We start from the raw sequence: 17,401 nt of genomic DNA, 5'->3' as shown, positions 1-17,401 counted from the left end.
CTGCTACAGTTTATTACGCTTCGTCGCCGAACCAGCAAATATTACGGGCAGCCATAATCAGCTCACCGGCTTTTTCGTCGGTCAACCCTTCGATATCAGCCAGATCATCAATGCCCTGTTCAGCGAGATCTTCCAGCGTACAAACACCACGGGCCGCCAGTTTGAAGGCCATCTCACGATCCAATCCTTCCAGATTCAGCAGATCGTCAGCCGGTTTGTTATCACCGAGGCTTTCTTCCTGGGCCAGTGCCAGAGTGGTCAGTGCGTTTTTAGCACGCTCGCGCAGCGCTTCAACGGTCTGTTCATCCAGGCCGTCAATTTCCAGCAGCTCTTTCATTGGCACGTAGGCCAGTTCTTCCAGCGTCGCAAAACCTTCTTCCACCAGAACGGTCGCGAAATCTTCATCGATATCGAGATATTTGGTGAAGGTATCGATGGCTGCATGTGCTTCAGCCTGATGCTTCGCCTGCAGGTCATCAACGGTCATCACGTTGAGTTCCCAACCGCTCAGTTGTGAAGCCAGGCGGACGTTCTGACCATTACGTCCAATCGCCTGAGCCAGGTTACCGGCTTCAACCGCGATATCCATGGTATGCTTGTCTTCATCCACCACGATAGAAGCAACGTCTGCTGGCGCCATTGCGTTAATCACGAACTGCGCCGGGTTATCATCCCACAGGACGATATCGATACGCTCGCCGCCCAGTTCGGTAGAAACCGCCTGAACGCGCGCACCGCGCATACCAACACAGGCGCCGACCGGATCAATACGCTTGTCGTTGGTCTTAACGGCGATTTTCGCACGCGATCCCGGATCACGGGCAGCCGCTTTAATTTCGATAACTTCTTCGCCAATTTCCGGTACTTCAATGCGGAACAGCTCAATCAGCATTTCCGGTTTGGAACGGGTTACAAACAGCTGCGCACCGCGCGCTTCCGGGCGTACAGAGTACAGAACGCCACGAATACGGTCACCTGGGCGGAAGTTTTCACGCGGGAGCATGTCTTCACGCAGGATAACAGCTTCAGCATTGCTGCCCAGATCCAGAGAAATGTTGTCGCGGTTTACTTTCTTTACCACACCGGTGACGATTTCGCCTTCGTGTTCGCGGAACTGATCGACAACCATTGCGCGTTCAGCTTCACGTACTTTCTGTACGATAACCTGTTTCGCGGTCTGGGTGGTGATACGGTCAAAGGTGACAGATTCAATCTGATCTTCAACATATTCGCCCACGTTCAGACTTTCGTCTTCGAAGCGTGCCGCTTCCAGCGTAATTTCTTTGGTCGGCTGAGTAACTTCTTCTACGATTACCCAACGACGGAAGGTATCGAAATCACCGCTTTTACGATCGATTTCTACGCGAACGTCGATCTCTTGCTCATATTTTTTCTTTGTTGCTGTAGCCAGCGCACTTTCCAGTGCTTCAAAAATTTTCTCGCGTGGCAGCGCTTTTTCGTTGGATACGGCTTCAACAACAGCCAAAATTTCTTTGTTCATCGCGGGCTTTTCACCTCAATCCAGACTGTTAAAAGTGGGGAACCAGGTTCGCCTTCTGGATATTACTCAGCGCGAACACTTCATCTTTGCCTTCGACTGTGACCGTGATCATCTCACCGTCCACCGCTTTGATAACGCCCTGCCATTTACGACGGTTTTGTACCGCCATACGAAGAACCAGCGTGACTTCTTCACCCAGGAAACGCACGTAGTGTTCAGCTGTGAACAGAGGACGGTCGAGACCCGGAGAGGAGACTTCCAGGTTATAGGCAACGGTGATTGGGTCTTCGACATCCATCACGGCGCTTACCTGATGGCTCACATCAGCACAATCATCAACATTGATGCCATCTTCACTATCAATATAGATGCGCAGTGTGGATGTGCGACCACGAATAAATTCGATGCCGACCAGTTCGTAGCCCAGGGCTTCAACTGGCGCTGTAATCATCTCTGTTAATTTTTGCTCTAATGTGGACAAGCCCACCCCCAAGACATAAAAAAAGGGCCTAAAGCCCAGTTATTCTGTAGTCAGATAACAAAAAACCCCGATAAATCGGGGCTTTAGATAACTGAACCCTATAACCGCACCTGCGGTTCGGAGAACCTTCCGAAAGAATTTTTTTCAAATCCAGCTACGAAGGCCTAAGTCTTCACAGTATATTTGAAAAAGAACTCTAAGGGAAAGTGGTTGCGGGGGCCGGATTTGAACCGACGACCTTCGGGTTATGAGCCCGACGAGCTACCAGGCTGCTCCACCCCGCGCCTGAAACGTGGCAAATTTTACTCGTTTTGGGTAAAAAATGCAAATACTGCTGGGATTTGGTACCGAGGACGGGACGTAAAATCTGCACACAGTATATTGATTCAATATGTGTTATGTCAACCTTGTTACGACTATGCAAATCAATGAATGCTGCCCAGCACTAGCCCAGCAAGATAAATATGCCACCCACGCCGTTATTTAACGAAATTATCACTAAACTCTTCCTGTCATCCAGAAAAGATGATTAAATGAAAACTCATTTATTTTGCATAAAAATGCAATTAGCATAATAAGCGACCTCTTCACCAGTCTATCAAGCAGGGTTTTATTTTATGACGACGATTCTCAAGCATCTCCCGGTAGGTCAACGTATTGGTATCGCTTTTTCCGGCGGCCTGGACACCAGTGCAGCACTGCTGTGGATGCGACAAAAAGGGGCTGTCCCATATGCATATACTGCGAATTTGGGCCAGCCGGATGAGGATGACTATGACGCCATTCCTCGCCGTGCAATGGAATATGGTGCTGAGAATGCTCGCCTGGTAGATTGCCGTAAGCAGCTCGTTGCCGAAGGGATCGCTGCCATTCAGTGCGGTGCATTCCACAACACCACTGGCGGACTGACCTACTTCAATACCACCCCGCTGGGCCGTGCCGTGACCGGCACCATGCTGGTTGCCGCCATGAAAGAAGATGGCGTAAATATCTGGGGTGACGGTAGCACCTATAAAGGTAACGATATTGAACGTTTCTATCGTTACGGTCTGCTGACCAACGCCGAACTGCAGATTTATAAACCATGGCTGGATACCGATTTTATCGATGAACTCGGCGGTCGCCATGAGATGTCCGAATTTATGATTGCCTGTGGTTTCGACTACAAGATGTCCGTTGAGAAAGCGTACTCAACAGACTCCAATATGCTCGGGGCGACCCACGAAGCAAAAGATCTGGAATTCCTGAACTCAAGCGTCAAAATCGTCAACCCAATTATGGGCGTGAAGTTCTGGGATGAGAGCGTGAAGATCCCGGCAGAAGAAGTGACTGTGCGTTTTGAACAGGGTCATCCGGTTGCACTGAACGGTAAAACCTTCAGCGACGACGTTGAGATGATGCTGGAAGCCAACCGTATCGGCGGCCGTCACGGTCTGGGTATGAGCGATCAGATTGAAAACCGCATCATTGAAGCGAAGAGCCGTGGCATCTACGAAGCCCCGGGGATGGCATTGTTACATATCGCATACGAGCGTTTGCTGACCGGTATTCACAACGAGGATACCATCGAGCAGTATCACGCACATGGTCGCCAGCTTGGTCGTCTGCTGTATCAGGGTCGCTGGTTCGACTCTCAGGCGCTGATGCTGCGTGACGGTCTGCAGCGTTGGGTTGCCAGCCAGATTACCGGTGAAGTGACGCTGGAACTGCGCCGTGGTAATGACTACTCGATCCTCAACACCGTATCTGACAATCTGACTTATAAACCAGAACGTCTGACGATGGAAAAAGGCGATTCCGTATTCTCTCCGGACGACCGTATCGGTCAGTTGACCATGCGTAATCTGGATATCACCGATACCCGCGAGAAGCTGTTCGGCTATGCGCAGTCTGGTCTGCTGACCGCTTCTTCCACAACCGGCCTGCCGCAGGTTGAGAATCTGGAAAATAAGGCGAAGTAAAGATACACCATCTTAAGGCCGCGAAAGCGGCCTTTTTTATGTGCGGAATATAGCTCTGCGGCCCTGTAGGTCGGATAAGGCGTTTACGCCGCCATCCGACATTATTACAACGCCTGATGGCGCTATGCTTATCCGACCTACAGGACAGCCAAAAATAACAGACGAAAAAAAAGACGCTTTGCAGCGTCTTTTTTTTGGAATTTGGTACCGAGGATGGGACTCGAACCCACAAGCCCGTTAGGGCACTACCACCTCAAGGTAGCGTGTCTACCAATTCCACCACCTCGGTACAGAATACTTAGCGTGGGATATCGCTGGTCGGCTGAGCCGGAGCAGCTGGCTGAGTTTGCTCGGTTTTCGCCGGTGCACTCAGATTTTCCCACTCACTTCCTTTATTGGTCTTATTGCTGTTCATGTTACCCAGCACCAGACTGATGATGAAGAACAAGGTTCCCAATACAGCTGTCATACGGGTCATGAAGTTACCAGAACCACTTGAACCAAACAGAGTACCAGAAGCGCCTGCGCCAAAAGAGGCTCCCATATCAGCGCCTTTGCCTTGCTGCAGCATGATCAAGCCTACCAGGCCAATTGCCACAATAAGGAAAACTACTAAAAGAGCTTCGTGCATAATCAACCTGTTCCTTGCGGAGTTGCCGCGTACAATGCTTCGACCATTAAAGCGGGAATATTTACTGTTTCCCACTGAAGCGGGTGTGAATACTAACCAAAGCGAATAACCTTCGCAAGGGCAATTTGTTAGCATTGTATCAACTGCGGAAAAAATCGCCATATCAATCAAAAACGCAGCAACTTCTCCCAGCATCTCTGCATGACGGCGCGTTGATCGTCAAGATTCGCCCATACCACAACGGGGATTTCACAAATCAGATCTGCATTTTGTGGCCAGCAGTGAATAATTTGCTGATTCACCAACTCTTCCGCCACCATTGATTCAGGTAACCAGGCCATTCCCATATGGCGCAACACCATTTCTCGTATCGTTTCGCTTAAACCACTCTCAAACACTTTTTTCAACCGTGATCGCACTCGTTGTTCTGCCAGATCAATAATACGTCTGACAAAGGTATAGTCGCTGTAACATAGCCAGGGGATCGGGGTATGCGGATCGTCAAGCGTATCCACCAACTGTGCAGAAATCACAGGAATAAATCGCTCATACCGCCATAGTGAACGTTTTAACCCTCCGGCAATCTCCAGCCCTGGTTGTGAAGAGGGTAAATCGTAAGTCACCAGCATATCAATTTGCCGGTTTATCAGGGCATTGAAGTGGTTGTCTATCCCCTGGATACTGGCGTTTACCGTAAAGTTTAACTGCGGCTCACTCTGTCGCAGGTAGTTGATCATATCCGGCAGGATATTCACCGACAGCGTATGCAGGCTGACCATCACCAGCGTGTTATCCGTTGCTGGCGTCATCGCCGACAGCTCATGGCGTGCCTCTGTTAACGTACTGAGGACGTGCCGGGCATAAGGTTCAAAGCGTTCACCATAGCGCGTCAGCGTGACGGGGGTCGTTGTCCGATCAAACAAAGGCACGCCCAGCACCTCTTCCAGCGCCTTTATACGCCGACTCAGCGCAGGTTGAGTAATATGCCGCTGCGCCGCGGCCTGAGAGTAGTTTCCATGCTGGCTCAAGGCCAGAAAATCTTCCAGCCACTTACAATCCACGTTGTGCTCTCCGCCATGCCATAACCGCATCCTCCAATAACAAATCGGTAATAGTCATAGTTATAGTAATGGCTTTATGGTGGGCATCATAACAACAATATTCCGTTTCACCTGCCGACTCTCACCTTCGACGTTTGACAGGACCGCTATGTTTACTTTATTGACCAATGCCCGTGTTTTTTCTCCTGAGGATTTAGGCCTCTGCTCCCTGCTCATTCATGCCGACCGAATTGTGGCGGTAGAAAAAGATATTTCATTGTTTGATGGCGTCAACGAGGTCATCGATTGTCGGGGTAAATGGGTTATCCCTGGCATCATCGATCAGCATGTTCATCTTACCGGTGGCGGTGGCGAAGCCGGATTTGCCAGCCGGACACCCGCCGTCAAGCTGCGCGATCTGATTCAGGCGGGTATTACCACGGTGGTTGGCGTGTTAGGCACCGATGCCATTTCTCGTTCGCCCAAAGACCTCTACGCTAAAATGCAGTCTCTCAACCTTGAGGGATTACGCGCGTTTATGCATACGGGAGCCTACGCCGTTCCCAGCCCAACCATTACGCGATCCATCCGCGATGATATGGCCTTCATTCCGGCAATTCTTGGTGTAAAAATCGCCCTCGCCGATCACCGCGGCTCTTACCCCTCTTTCCAGGAGTTGCTGAGGATAGTGAGCGATATTCGCGTCGCTTCCCTGCTGGCAGGGAAAAAAGGCTTGCTGCATGTGCACCTGGGGAATCTGCCGGAAGGGATGTCGCAACTTATTGAGTTGTGTGATGCGGGTATTCCGATTCACCATATTTCACCGACCCATGTTGCAAGAACAGAGCCCTTGTTCGAACAGGCTATTGCTTTCGCCCATCGTGGCGGCCATATCGATGTTACGTCTGGTGGCAGTCGTTTTATGCCTCAGGAGCAAGCGATTCTCCACGCACTCGAAGCACAGGTTCCGGCGGAGCGCATCACGATCAGTTCTGACGGCAATGGCAGCGTTCCGCGCTTTAACGCTCAGGGTATCGTTGAAGGTTTAAGCGCGGCACCGGTCGCAGGCAATCTTAACCTACTTCCTCGCCTGATTGATGTCGGTATTCCGGTGCCGCAGGCCATCGCAATGCTGACGGCAAACGTTGCACGCTCGCTGGGTATTTCCGGGGGCGTGCTCTGCGCCGGAGAACGTGCCGATATCTGTGTACTCAATGATGACCTCTCGCTGGCCCATCTGTTTGCCGCGGGTAAACCGTTGCTGCGGGATGGCGAGTGCCTGGTTACCGGCAACTTCGAGTAAGGGGGCAAGAATGTCATTACTACTGGCGCTAATCGCCATCATTTTTGCCGGACGTCTGATCCTCAAAAAATATCACCCCCAGTCGGTACTGTTATTGACCGGGATTGTGCTGTTGCTTATCGCGCATTTTAGCGGAATGACCTCACTCAGTGGCCTGGTGAAAAAGAGCACCGGATTTGGCCCCTTTGACGCCTTTGAGTTTATCCGCGATACCCTGAGCGTGCGTCTCGGCGGCCTCGGGCTGCAAATTATGCTGATTGGTGGTTTCGCCACGTACATGTCAGCCATTGGCGCAAGCCAGGTACTGGTTCGGGTAACATCTCGTCCTCTACAACGGCTGAACTCGCCTTATCTGCTGCTGGGACTGGCACTGCTATTAGGCCAATTCCTGTCGCTGTTTATCAGCAGCGCCACCGGATTGGGTCTGCTGTTGATGGCGACGCTTTACCCATTGCTTACCCGTCTTGGCTGTAGCCGCGCCGCAGTTGCCGCAGTTATCGCCAGTACCTGTGCGGTTGAGTTTGGCCCAGGATCCGGCAACTCGGTTCTCGCCGCCAAAACCGCAGGTATTGAAGTGGTGAACTATTTTGTGCAGGATCAGTTGCCGATCGTTGTGCCCGTCATCCTTTTCATCGCCCTGTTGCATATTGTTGTGCAACGCTTTTTTGACCGTCGGGAAAGTGGCGACAATGCAGCTCAGCAGATGCAGACATTAACGGCAACTGATGAAGCCGACGCACCTATCGCCTGGCTGTTTCTGCCCATGCTGCCGCTGGTATTGATGTTGGTGTGCAGCGATTTAGTATTTAGCTCGCTTAAGATTACGCTGGATACCGCCGTACTGATAAGCCTCGCTATTACGCTGGTTTGTGAGTACTGCCGTCATCGCAAGGCGCGCGAGGTGATGGCTGGCGTACAAAAGGTTTTCGACAGCATGGGCAGCGTTTTTGCCACCGTCGTGACGCTGATTATCGCCGGTGAAGTTTTTTCCGCCGGGCTGAAAGCCATTGGCGCCGTCGACGCGCTGCTGTCGCTTTCTGGCGAATTTGGCCTCAGCGCCGCCTCTATTATCCTGCTGATGACCCTAATCACCTTCGCAATTTCAGCGCTGATGGGCTCCGGGAATGCGGCATTTTTCTCCTTCGCACCCATGGTGCCGGACATCAGCCGTCATATCGGTAGCGATATCGCAGTCATGATGTTGCCTATCCAGATATCGGCGGGTATTGGTCGTACGTTATCGCCGATTGCCGGCGTCATCATTGCTATCGCAGGGATTGCAGGCGTCTCGCCTGTGGATATTGTTAAGCGCACCGCGATTCCGATGCTGGGCGGTTGGCTACTGATGATTGCGCTAACCTTTGCCCGGTCTGGGCATTTGCTGGCGGTTCTGCCGTGGCTGGCAGTCCTTGTACTACTGATGGTCGGTGGTTACTTCTGGCAGCGCCGACGTAAACAGCCGCTTGCCGTACAGTAAAAAAAAGCCGGAGTCTCAGACTCCGGCTCTCACTTTCTTCGGGATTACGCCGCTTTCACAGCATCGGCAATACGGTGGGCGAATTCAGTCACCTGCGCTTCGTCTTCACCTTCAACCATCACACGAATTAACGGTTCGGTACCAGACTTACGCAGCAGGACGCGTCCACGGTTACCCAGTGCCGCTTCCACTTCCGCCATCACCGCTTTCACATTTTCATGTTCCAGCGGATCGCCGCTACCTGCGGTGTAACGTACGTTAACCAGCAGCTGTGGGAACATTTTCATGCCGCTGCACAGGTCGTGCAAACTCATATGGTTACGCACCATCGCCGCCAGCACCTGCAGGCCCGCCACGATGCCGTCACCAGTGGTGGTTTTGTCCAGCAGGATCACATGACCAGAGTTTTCGGCACCGATACGCCAGCCTTTTTCCTGCATTTTTTCCAGCACATAGCGGTCGCCAACTTTCGCCCGAGCAAAAGGAATACCCAGCTGTTTCAGCGCCAGCTCGAGGCCCATGTTGCTCATCAGCGTACCTACCGCACCACCACGCAGCTGTCCCTGACGCAGGGCTTCACGGGCGATGATGTACATGATCTGATCGCCATCGACCTTATTGCCTTCGTGGTCAACCATAATAACGCGGTCGCCATCGCCGTCCAGCGCAATACCCAGATCGGCTTTTTCCGCAATCACGCGCGCCTGCAGGGCACGGACGTCAGTGGCGCCGACTTCTTCATTGATGTTCACACCGTTTGGCTCACAGCCAATGGCAATCACGTTTGCACCCAGCTCACGCAGTACATTTGGTGCAATGTGGTACGTTGCACCGTTAGCGCAATCCACCACAATTTTAAGCTCACTCAGACTCAGTTCGTTCGGGAAGGTGCCTTTGCAAAACTCGATATAGCGACCGGCAGCATCAACGATACGGGTAGCTTTACCCAGTTCAGCCGAGTCCACGCAGGTGATCGCTTTTTCCATTTCGGCTTCGATAGCTTCTTCAACCGCATCCGGCAGTTTGGTCCCATCGATGGAGAAGAATTTAATCCCATTGTCATAGAATGGGTTGTGCGAAGCGGAGATAACAATCCCGGCCTCAGCACGGAAAGCACGCGTCAAATAAGCAACGGCAGGTGTTGGCATTGGCCCTGTGAATGAGGCTGAGAGTCCGGCGGCTGCCAGGCCCGCTTCCAGCGCGGACTCCAGCATATAGCCGGAAATACGCGTATCTTTACCGATAATAATTTTACGTGAACCATGACGAGCCAGCACTTTCCCTGCAGCCCAGCCCAGCTTGAGCACAAAGTCAGGAGTAATTGGGGCATCACCTACGCGACCGCGGATCCCATCAGTGCCAAAATATTTACGATTACTCATAGCGTTTTTTTTCCTTTGCAGACAATGTGGCTTCCACCACACGCATCGCTTCTACGGTTTCTTTGACGTCATGGACACGAACGATCTGCGCCCCCTGCATTGCGGCAATCACCGCGCACGCCAGACTGCCGCTCAGGCGTTCGGATGGCCCCACATTCAGCAACTGGCCAACCATTGATTTTCGTGACATCCCAACCAGCAGCGGCAGATTAAAATGATGAAACTCCGCCAGACGTGCCAGTAATGTGTAGTTGTGAGTGAGATTTTTACCGAATCCGAACCCGGGGTCGAGCAACAATTTATCTTTTGTGATTCCAGCCCGCTCGCAACGTGCTATTTGCTCAACAAAGTAACGATCTACCTCAGCAAAAACATCCTCATACTTTGGCGCTTCCTGCATGGTTTTCGGCTGCCCCTGCATATGCATCAGGCAAACCGGCAATCCGGTCTCCGCTGCGGCTTCCAACGCTCCAGGCTCCGAGAGTGAGCGAATGTCATTGATGATATGCGCGCCAACTCTGGCGCATTCGCGGATCACTTCGGGCTTTGAGGTATCAACCGAAATCCACACTTCAAAACGCTGAGCAATCGCCTCCACCACAGGGATCACTCGCTGCAACTCTTCTTCCACACTCACATCAGCCGCGCCCGGACGCGTGGACTCACCACCCACATCAATGATAGTCGCCCCGGCGTTAATCATCAGGTTTGCGTGTTTTACCGCCTCAACCAAAGAGTTGTGCGCTCCACCATCGGAAAATGAGTCTGGCGTGACGTTCAAAATCCCCATGACGTGCGGATGGCTGAGATCCAGTGAAGAACCCTGAGCAAAGAGTTTCATAGTTTTATCCCTGGTAAAATCTTGAATATGCAGATAAGAAAAACCCCGGAGCAAGCCCCAGGGTTTTCAATTAAAACACGGTCATCATCAACGATAACTTATTTGTCGCCCAGTTGCTCTGACATAGTGCCAGAGTCCGGCGCACGCGGTTCATCAACCGGACGCGGTGCACTCGGCTTGCCGGTGCTGCCAGAGTTGTTGTTAGAAGAACCCGGTTCTTCCCAACCCGCAGGCGGACGCACATCGCGGCGAGCCATCAGATCGTCAATCTGCGGCGCATCGATAGTCTCATATTTCATGAGCGCATCTTTCATCGAGTGCAAAATGTCCATGTTTTCGTTCAGCAAACGACGTGCACGGTCATAGTTACGCTCAATCAGCAGTTTAACTTCCTGATCGATAATGCGAGCGGTTTCATCGGACATGTGTTTCGCTTTCGCCACAGAACGTCCCAGGAACACTTCGCCTTCTTCTTCAGCGTACAGCAACGGACCGAGTTTATCGGAGAAGCCCCACTGAGTAACCATGTTACGCGCCAGGTTAGTCGCGACTTTAATGTCGTTCGACGCACCGGTAGAAACATGTTCAGCACCGTAGATGATCTCTTCCGCCAGACGGCCACCGTACAATGTGGAGATCTGACTTTCCAGTTTCTGACGGCTGGCGCTGATTGCATCGCCTTCAGGCAGGAAGAAGGTCACACCCAGCGCACGACCGCGCGGGATAATCGTCACTTTGTGCACCGGATCGTGTTCCGGCACCAGGCGACCGATAATCGCGTGGCCAGCTTCGTGATACGCGGTAGATTCTTTCTGCGCTTCCGTCATCACCATGGAGCGACGTTCCGCACCCATCATGATTTTGTCTTTCGCTTTTTCGAACTCAACCATCGACACTACGCGCTTGTTGCCACGAGCAGCAAACAGTGCCGCTTCGTTGACCAGGTTCGCGAGGTCCGCACCGGAGAAGCCAGGCGTACCACGTGCAATGATTGCCGCATCGATATCCGGAGACAGCGGCACGCGACGCATATGCACTTTCAGGATCTGTTCACGACCGCGAACGTCCGGCAGACCAACCACAACCTGACGGTCGAAACGGCCTGGACGAAGCAGCGCAGGGTCAAGAACGTCCGGACGGTTAGTCGCAGCGATAACGATAATACCTTCGTTACCTTCGAAGCCGTCCATCTCAACCAGCATCTGGTTCAGCGTCTGTTCACGTTCATCGTGACCACCGCCCAGACCTGCGCCACGCTGGCGGCCTACGGCGTCGATTTCATCGATGAAGATGATGCACGGTGCCGCTTTTTTGGCTTGTTCGAACATGTCACGCACACGAGATGCACCGACACCCACGAACATTTCCACGAAATCAGAACCGGAAATTGTGAAGAATGGAACCTTCGCTTCACCTGCGATAGCTTTCGCCAGCAGGGTTTTACCCGTACCCGGAGGACCGACCATCAGGACGCCTTTCGGGATTTTACCGCCCAGTTTCTGGAAACGGCTCGGTTCGCGCAGATACTCAACCAGCTCAGCGACTTCTTCTTTTGCTTCGTCACAACCCGCAACGTCAGCAAAAGTCGTTTTGATCTGATCTTCCGTCAGCATGCGCGCTTTGCTCTTGCCGAACGACATGGCACCTTTGCCACCACCGCCCTGCATCTGACGCATGAAGAAGATCCAGACACCAATCAGCAGCAGCATTGGGAACCAGGAAATGAAGATAGAAGCCAGCAGGCTCGGCTCTTCAGGTGGTTCGCCAACAACCTTGACGTTTTTGGTCAGCAGGTTATCAAGCAGCTTCGGATCGTTAACCGGGATGTAGGTCGTGTAACGGTTACTATCTTTCTTGGTAACGTTAATCTCACGTCCGTTGATCTTCGCTTCACGAACCTGGTCCTGATTGACCTCTTGCAGGAAGGTAGAGTAATCAACCTTACGGCCATTAGACTCGCTGGGCCCAAAGCTCTGGAATACTGACATCAGCACAACGGCAATGACCAGCCAGAGAATTAGGTTTTTCGCCATGTCACTCAAGGGATTAACCTCATATTACAACTGTGTTAAAAACAGCGTCAGGATACTCTATATCCAGTTTCTTTCAAACTTTCGTTTGAAATCTGCCGGTTATGGTTTACGCCCGGTCGCTACAATATACACTTCACGCGAACGGGCGCGAGAAGAGTCCGGCTTACGAACTTTGACCTTCGTAAACAGGGAGCGAATCTCTCTTAGATACTCATCGAAGCCTTCGCCCTGGAACACCTTCACTACAAAACTACCACCTGGCGCTAATACATCACGAGCCATTCCAAGCGCCAGCTCTACCAGATACATGGCCCGGGGAATATCCACCGCCGGTGTTCCACACATATTTGGCGCCATATCAGACATGACAACTTGTACTTTACTGTCACCTACGCGTTCAAGTAACGCTTTCAGGACTAATTCATCACGAAAGTCGCCCTGAAGGAAGTCCACACCAACGATTGGATCCATAGGTAAAAGATCGCAAGCGATAATGCGGCCGGTGTTGCCGATCTGCGTAACTGCATATTGCGACCAGCCACCGGGTGCAGCACCGAGATCAACTATCGTCATCCCCGGTTTAAAAATTTTGTCACTTTGCTGTATTTCATCAAGTTTAAACCAGGCACGGGAACGTAACCCCTTTTTCTGCGCCTGTTGAACATATTTATCGCTAAAGTGTTCCTGAAGCCAGCGACTCGAGCTGGCAGAACGCTTTTTACCTGTCATTTCACATTCCCAAAGGGCAGTTCATCGTAACCAATGGTGTAAATTTCTACACAGCTATTTGGTGATATATGGGAGATGGCGGTAGAATGACCCGTTTTCAATCCCAACGTAAGCAAAAATATACGATGAATCTGAGTACTAAACAAAAACAGCACCTGAAAGGTCTGGCACATCCGCTCAAGCCTGTAGTTATGCTTGGCAACAATGGTTTGACCGAAGGGGTACTGGCCGAGATTGAACAAGCGTTAGAGCACCATGAACTTATCAAGGTGAAAATCGCCTCGGAAGATCGCGATACTAAAACCTTGATCGTGGAAGCTATCGTACGCGAAACCGGCGCCTGTAATGTGCAGGTCATCGGCAAAACGCTGGTACTGTATCGCCCGACTAAAGAACGTAAAATCTCGCTGCCACGCTAAGAATATCCCAAAGTTGCACACGAAGTTTGTGTAAAACGCGGGGTTTTCCGCTAGCAGGAGAGCAAAATGCCACGCTCTCTTCGTTGATAAAAGGCCGCTATGCGGCCTTTTTCCTTTCTTTACAATGTATCAACATCTTAACCAAGATGCGAATTACAGGTATTCTACCTTCGTCACTTCATATTCCACTTCGCCGCCCGGCGTTTTGATAACCACGACGTCATCCTGCTCTTTACCGATAAGGCCACGAGCGATAGGCGAGTTCACTGAAATCAGGTTCTGTTTAAAATCGGCTTCATCATCGCCGACAATACGCCAGGTCTGCTCTTCATCGTTATCAAGATTCAACACAGTAACCGTCGCGCCGAAAACAACGCGGCCATTGTTCGGCATTTTAGTAACGTCGATTACCTGCGCGTTGGACAGTTTAGCCTCGATATCTTTAATGCGTCCTTCGCAGAAACCCTGCTGTTCGCGCGCCGCGTGATACTCCGCGTTCTCTTTCAGGTCACCGTGCTCACGCGCTTCAGCGATAGCGGCAATAATTTCAGGACGGCGCACAGATTTCAGAAAATCCAGCTCTTCGCGCAGTTTTTCAGCACCACGTAAGGTCATCGGGATAGCTTGCATTTGTTATACCTCTTGAACATTCCTGTAGGGGGCAGTTGCTCTCACCCCGGCTGCTAAGCCCACCCTGGCGAATGTCATGCCAGAGTCAGAAGCAAAAAAATACCGACCCGGGGCTCAAGGTCCCAGGTCAGCTACAATTCTCTATTTGATGATCATTTTACCCTGGAGTTCCTTATGGGTCATCGTTTACTTTTTGGGGCGTTGCGCCGTAGTATGACGGCCTGTTTCCAGGTTGTTAGCGCGAGATTATGCGATTTTCCAGATTTACCATCGGATTGACTGCCAGTATAGCGTTCAGTGTTCAGGCTGCGAACGTCGACGAGTATATCAATCAGCTCCCTGCCGGGGCCAACCTCGCCCTCATGGTACAGAAGGTTGGCGCACCTGCACCCGCTATTGATTTTCATAGCCAGCAGATGGCGCTGCCGGCCAGTACCCAGAAAGTGATCACCGCGCTGGCGGCATTGATTCAGCTCGGGCCTGACTTTCGTTTTACCACTACGCTTGAGACTAAAGGCAACGTGGAAGGCGGCGTATTGAAAGGTGACTTAGTGGCACGATTTGGTGCTGATCCGACGCTAAAACGCCAGGATATTCGCAATATGGTGGCAACCCTGAAAAAATCAGGCGTGACGCAAATTGCCGGAAATGTCCTGATCGACACCTCTATTTTCGCCAGTCATGATAAAGCGCCCGGTTGGCCCTGGAACGACATGACGCAGTGTTTTAGCGCACCGCCCGCAGCGGCTATTGTCGATAGAAACTGTTTCTCGGTTTCACTCTACAGCGCGCAAAAACCCAACGATCTCGCCTTTATTCGCGTGGCATCTTATTACCCGGTCACCATGTTCAGTCAGGTGCGTACTCTCGCCCGAGGTTCTGCGGAAGCGCAATATTGTGAACTGGATGTGGTTCCCGGCGATCTCAACCGCTATACGCTGACCGGATGCCTGCCCCAACGAGCCGATCCGCTGCCGCTGGCGTTCGCCATTCAGGACGGAGCCAGCTATGCCGGGGCGATTATCAAAGATGAGCTAAAACAAGCAGGTATCACCTACAGCGGTACGCTGCTGCGCCAAACGCTGGTCAACGAGCCGGGAACGGTGGTCGCCAGTAAGCAGTCAGCGCCACTGCATGACCTGCTTAAGATTATGCTGAAAAAATCGGACAACATGATTGCCGATACCGTTTTCCGTATGATTGGTCATGCCCGATTTAACGTGCCAGGCACCTGGCGGGCGGGTTCTGATGCCGTACGCCAGATTTTGCGTCAGCAGGCGGGCGTTGATATCGGCAACACCATTATTGCCGACGGTTCAGGCCTCTCCCGGCATAACCTGATTGCTCCGGCGACCATGATGCAGGTGCTGCAATATATCGCTCAACACGATAACGAGCTGAACTTTATCACTATGCTGCCTCTGGCGGGGCACGACGGCTCCCTGCAATACCGTGCGGGTCTGCATCAGGCTGGTGTGGATGGCAAAGTATCGGCGAAGACAGGCTCGCTGCAAGGAGTCTATAACCTTGCTGGCTTCATTACCACGGCAAGCGGCCAACGCATGGCATTCGTGCAGTATTTGTCTGGTTATGCGGTAGAGCCGGCTGACCAGCGTAATCGCCGTATTCCGTTGGTGCGCTTCGAGAGCCGATTGTACAAGGATATTTATCAGAACAATTAGATGGGTAGTTTGATTGCCGGATGGCGGCACTAACGTGCCTTATCCGGCCTACAGAGAGACCTGAAAACAACAACCCCGGCAACATGGCCGGGGTTTTTCATGCGATTAACGCTTGTAGATGAACTCGACGCCTTCGTCGTCTTCTTCGTCCCAATCGTCATCCCAGTCATCTTCCGCTTCGTCTTCGACTTCAGCGAGCTGCTGGCGGTGATAATCATCCCACATGAACTCAACTTTCTCTGGCTGTTTCGCTTCTTCAGCCTGAACAATCGGGTTCTCGATGATAAAGGTCATAACATCCCAGCAAAGATCCTTCACGCCCAGCTGGCTGGCGGCAGAGATCAGGTAATATTTACCTTCCCAGCCCAGCGCTTCGGCGATCGCTTTCGCTTTCTCTTCCGCTTCAGCCTTGTCCATCAAATCAATTTTGTTGAACACTAACCAGCGCGGTTTAGATGCCAGATCCTGACTGTATTTTTCCAGTTCGCCAATAATGATACGGGCGTTTTCTACCGGATCGGAACCGTCAATCGGATCGATATCGATGAGGTGCAGCAACACGCGGCAACGTTCCAGATGCTTCAGGAAGCGGATACCCAGGCCTGCGCCTTCAGCCGCACCTTCAATCAGACCCGGAATGTCGGCAACCACGAAGCTCTTTTCGTTGTCCATACGCACCACGCCCAGGCTCGGCACCAGGGTGGTGAACGGATAATCAGCGACTTTCGGCTTCGCCGCAGATACTGCACGGATAAACGTCGATTTCCCGGCGTTTGGCATACCCAGCATACCCACGTCTGCCAGCAGCATCAGCTCCAGCATCAGATCGCGCTTATCACCCGGCGTACCCATTGTTTTCTGACGCGGAGTACGGTTAACCGATGATTTGAAACGGGTGTTGCCCAGACCATGCCAGCCGCCTTTAGCGACCATCAGACGCTGACCGTGTTTGGTCATGTCGCCCATGGTTTCGCCCGTGCCCTGATCGATAACACGCGTACCAACAGGCACTTTAATCGTGACGTCTTTGCCACGCTTACCGGTGCAATCACGGCTCGCGCCATTCTGACCACGTTCCGCACGGAATGATTTTTCAAAACGGTAATCGATTAGTGTGTTCAGGTTTTCGTCGGCTTCCAGCCAAACGTCACCACCGTCACCACCATCACCACCGTCCGGACCGCCTTTTGGGATGTACTTTTCGCGGCGGAAGCTGACGCAACCATTACCGCCATCACCTGCAACGACCAGAATCGATGCTTCATCAACAAACTTCATTTTACTCTCCGTA

15 protein-coding genes and 2 tRNA genes are annotated in these 17,401 nt (G+C 52.0%); 5 read left to right on the top strand and 12 right to left on the bottom strand.

The annotated features are described in order from the left end of the window. Window positions 1–13 precede the first annotated feature (13 nt). The 3 genes from nusA to OGV85_RS18205 all read right to left on the bottom strand — a co-directional run bounded on the left by nusA (window position 14) and on the right by OGV85_RS18205 (window position 2,266). Window positions 14–1,501, bottom strand: a complete 1,488-nt coding sequence (nusA, locus tag OGV85_RS18215; protein ID WP_003024992.1) for a transcription termination factor NusA — start codon at window positions 1,499–1,501, stop codon at window positions 14–16. Between the two features lie 28 nt (window positions 1,502–1,529). Beyond that, window positions 1,530–1,982, bottom strand: coding sequence for a ribosome maturation factor RimP (rimP, locus tag OGV85_RS18210; RefSeq protein ID WP_003024996.1), 453 nt, complete (start codon window positions 1,980–1,982; stop codon window positions 1,530–1,532). A 207-nt stretch (window positions 1,983–2,189) separates the two neighbouring features. Further along, window positions 2,190–2,266 (bottom strand) — tRNA-Met (locus OGV85_RS18205). A gap of 333 nt (window positions 2,267–2,599) precedes the next feature. Between OGV85_RS18205 and argG the strand changes: the two genes are divergently transcribed. Continuing rightward, window positions 2,600–3,943, top strand: coding sequence for an argininosuccinate synthase (argG, locus tag OGV85_RS18200; protein WP_003024998.1), 1,344 nt, complete (start codon window positions 2,600–2,602; stop codon window positions 3,941–3,943). Between the two features lie 202 nt (window positions 3,944–4,145). Here argG and OGV85_RS18195 read toward each other — a convergent pair. The 3 genes from OGV85_RS18195 to OGV85_RS18185 form a co-directional block, all read right to left on the bottom strand. Next, window positions 4,146–4,232, bottom strand: a tRNA-Leu gene (locus OGV85_RS18195). Between the two features lie 9 nt (window positions 4,233–4,241). Next, window positions 4,242–4,574 carry a preprotein translocase subunit SecG gene (gene secG / locus OGV85_RS18190; protein WP_003025000.1) on the bottom strand — a complete coding sequence of 111 codons (333 nt, stop codon included), beginning with the start codon at window positions 4,572–4,574 and terminating at the stop codon, window positions 4,242–4,244. A 167-nt stretch (window positions 4,575–4,741) separates the two neighbouring features. Continuing rightward, window positions 4,742–5,635, bottom strand: coding sequence for a LysR family transcriptional regulator (locus tag OGV85_RS18185; protein ID WP_061548601.1), 894 nt, complete (start codon window positions 5,633–5,635; stop codon window positions 4,742–4,744). Window positions 5,636–5,783: 148 nt separating this feature from the next. Between OGV85_RS18185 and iadA the strand changes: the two genes are divergently transcribed. Beyond that, window positions 5,784–6,917: a beta-aspartyl-peptidase gene (gene iadA / locus OGV85_RS18180; protein WP_003025004.1), complete on the top strand. Its 1,134-nt coding sequence runs from the start codon at window positions 5,784–5,786 to the stop codon at window positions 6,915–6,917. 10 nt (window positions 6,918–6,927) lie between these two features. Then, window positions 6,928–8,394, top strand: a complete 1,467-nt coding sequence (gene dcuC, locus OGV85_RS18175; RefSeq protein ID WP_003025006.1) for a C4-dicarboxylate transporter DcuC — start codon at window positions 6,928–6,930, stop codon at window positions 8,392–8,394. A gap of 44 nt (window positions 8,395–8,438) precedes the next feature. Here dcuC and glmM read toward each other — a convergent pair whose 3' ends face one another. The 4 genes from glmM to rlmE all read right to left on the bottom strand — a co-directional run bounded on the left by glmM (window position 8,439) and on the right by rlmE (window position 13,379). After that, entirely contained in the window at window positions 8,439–9,776 is a 1,338-nt protein-coding gene (gene glmM / locus OGV85_RS18170) for a phosphoglucosamine mutase (RefSeq protein ID WP_003025008.1), read from the bottom strand. Further along, the gene (gene folP / locus OGV85_RS18165) at window positions 9,769–10,617 is read right to left on the bottom strand and encodes a dihydropteroate synthase (protein ID WP_003025010.1); all 849 of its coding nucleotides are present in this window, start codon (window positions 10,615–10,617) and stop codon (window positions 9,769–9,771) included. The genes glmM and folP overlap by 8 nt, the downstream gene beginning before the upstream one ends. Window positions 10,618–10,715: 98 nt before the next feature. Continuing rightward, on the bottom strand, window positions 10,716–12,650 hold the full coding sequence (gene ftsH / locus OGV85_RS18160) for an ATP-dependent zinc metalloprotease FtsH (protein WP_003025013.1): 1,935 nt from the start codon (window positions 12,648–12,650) through the stop codon (window positions 10,716–10,718). A gap of 99 nt (window positions 12,651–12,749) precedes the next feature. Next, window positions 12,750–13,379 (bottom strand): 23S rRNA (uridine(2552)-2'-O)-methyltransferase RlmE, encoded by a 630-nt coding sequence (rlmE, locus tag OGV85_RS18155; RefSeq protein WP_003025015.1) that lies wholly within the window; start codon window positions 13,377–13,379, stop codon window positions 12,750–12,752. Window positions 13,380–13,504: 125 nt separating this feature from the next. Here rlmE and yhbY point away from each other — a divergent pair, with 125 nt between their 5' ends. Further along, window positions 13,505–13,798 (top strand): ribosome assembly RNA-binding protein YhbY, encoded by a 294-nt coding sequence (gene yhbY / locus OGV85_RS18150; protein ID WP_003025016.1) that lies wholly within the window; start codon window positions 13,505–13,507, stop codon window positions 13,796–13,798. A gap of 153 nt (window positions 13,799–13,951) precedes the next feature. Here yhbY and greA read toward each other — a convergent pair whose 3' ends face one another. Next, entirely contained in the window at window positions 13,952–14,428 is a 477-nt protein-coding gene (gene greA / locus OGV85_RS18145) for a transcription elongation factor GreA (protein WP_003025019.1), read from the bottom strand. Window positions 14,429–14,676: 248 nt separating this feature from the next. Between greA and dacB the strand changes: the two genes are divergently transcribed. Beyond that, window positions 14,677–16,110, top strand: a complete 1,434-nt coding sequence (gene dacB, locus OGV85_RS18140; RefSeq protein ID WP_003025021.1) for a serine-type D-Ala-D-Ala carboxypeptidase — start codon at window positions 14,677–14,679, stop codon at window positions 16,108–16,110. A 105-nt stretch (window positions 16,111–16,215) separates the two neighbouring features. Here the strand turns inward: dacB and cgtA are convergent, their stop codons facing one another. Next, window positions 16,216–17,388 carry an Obg family GTPase CgtA gene (gene cgtA / locus OGV85_RS18135; RefSeq protein ID WP_003025024.1) on the bottom strand — a complete coding sequence of 391 codons (1,173 nt, stop codon included), beginning with the start codon at window positions 17,386–17,388 and terminating at the stop codon, window positions 16,216–16,218. Between the last annotated feature and the right edge of the window lie 13 nt (window positions 17,389–17,401).

Source organism: Citrobacter sp. Cf132, assembly GCF_030333885.1.
GTDB classification, from domain to species: domain Bacteria; phylum Pseudomonadota; class Gammaproteobacteria; order Enterobacterales; family Enterobacteriaceae; genus Citrobacter; species Citrobacter freundii.
Note: the sequence above shows the minus strand (reverse complement) of the source record. Positions and strands in the feature narration are given on the sequence as shown.

Coding starts and splice junctions, on each gene's coding strand:
- ftsH (WP_003025013.1), bottom strand. CDS start 12,650: ATGGCGAAAAACCTAATTCTCTGGCTGGTCATTGCCGTTGTGCTGATG.
- dacB (WP_003025021.1), top strand. CDS start 14,677: ATGCGATTTTCCAGATTTACCATCGGATTGACTGCCAGTATAGCGTTC.
- cgtA (WP_003025024.1), bottom strand. CDS start 17,388: ATGAAGTTTGTTGATGAAGCATCGATTCTGGTCGTTGCAGGTGATGGC.
- rlmE (WP_003025015.1), bottom strand. CDS start 13,379: ATGACAGGTAAAAAGCGTTCTGCCAGCTCGAGTCGCTGGCTTCAGGAA.
- nusA (WP_003024992.1), bottom strand. CDS start 1,501: ATGAACAAAGAAATTTTGGCTGTTGTTGAAGCCGTATCCAACGAAAAA.
- argG (WP_003024998.1), top strand. CDS start 2,600: ATGACGACGATTCTCAAGCATCTCCCGGTAGGTCAACGTATTGGTATC.
- dcuC (WP_003025006.1), top strand. CDS start 6,928: ATGTCATTACTACTGGCGCTAATCGCCATCATTTTTGCCGGACGTCTG.
- glmM (WP_003025008.1), bottom strand. CDS start 9,776: ATGAGTAATCGTAAATATTTTGGCACTGATGGGATCCGCGGTCGCGTA.
- secG (WP_003025000.1), bottom strand. CDS start 4,574: ATGCACGAAGCTCTTTTAGTAGTTTTCCTTATTGTGGCAATTGGCCTG.
- folP (WP_003025010.1), bottom strand. CDS start 10,617: ATGAAACTCTTTGCTCAGGGTTCTTCACTGGATCTCAGCCATCCGCAC.
- yhbY (WP_003025016.1), top strand. CDS start 13,505: ATGAATCTGAGTACTAAACAAAAACAGCACCTGAAAGGTCTGGCACAT.
- greA (WP_003025019.1), bottom strand. CDS start 14,428: ATGCAAGCTATCCCGATGACCTTACGTGGTGCTGAAAAACTGCGCGAA.
- iadA (WP_003025004.1), top strand. CDS start 5,784: ATGTTTACTTTATTGACCAATGCCCGTGTTTTTTCTCCTGAGGATTTA.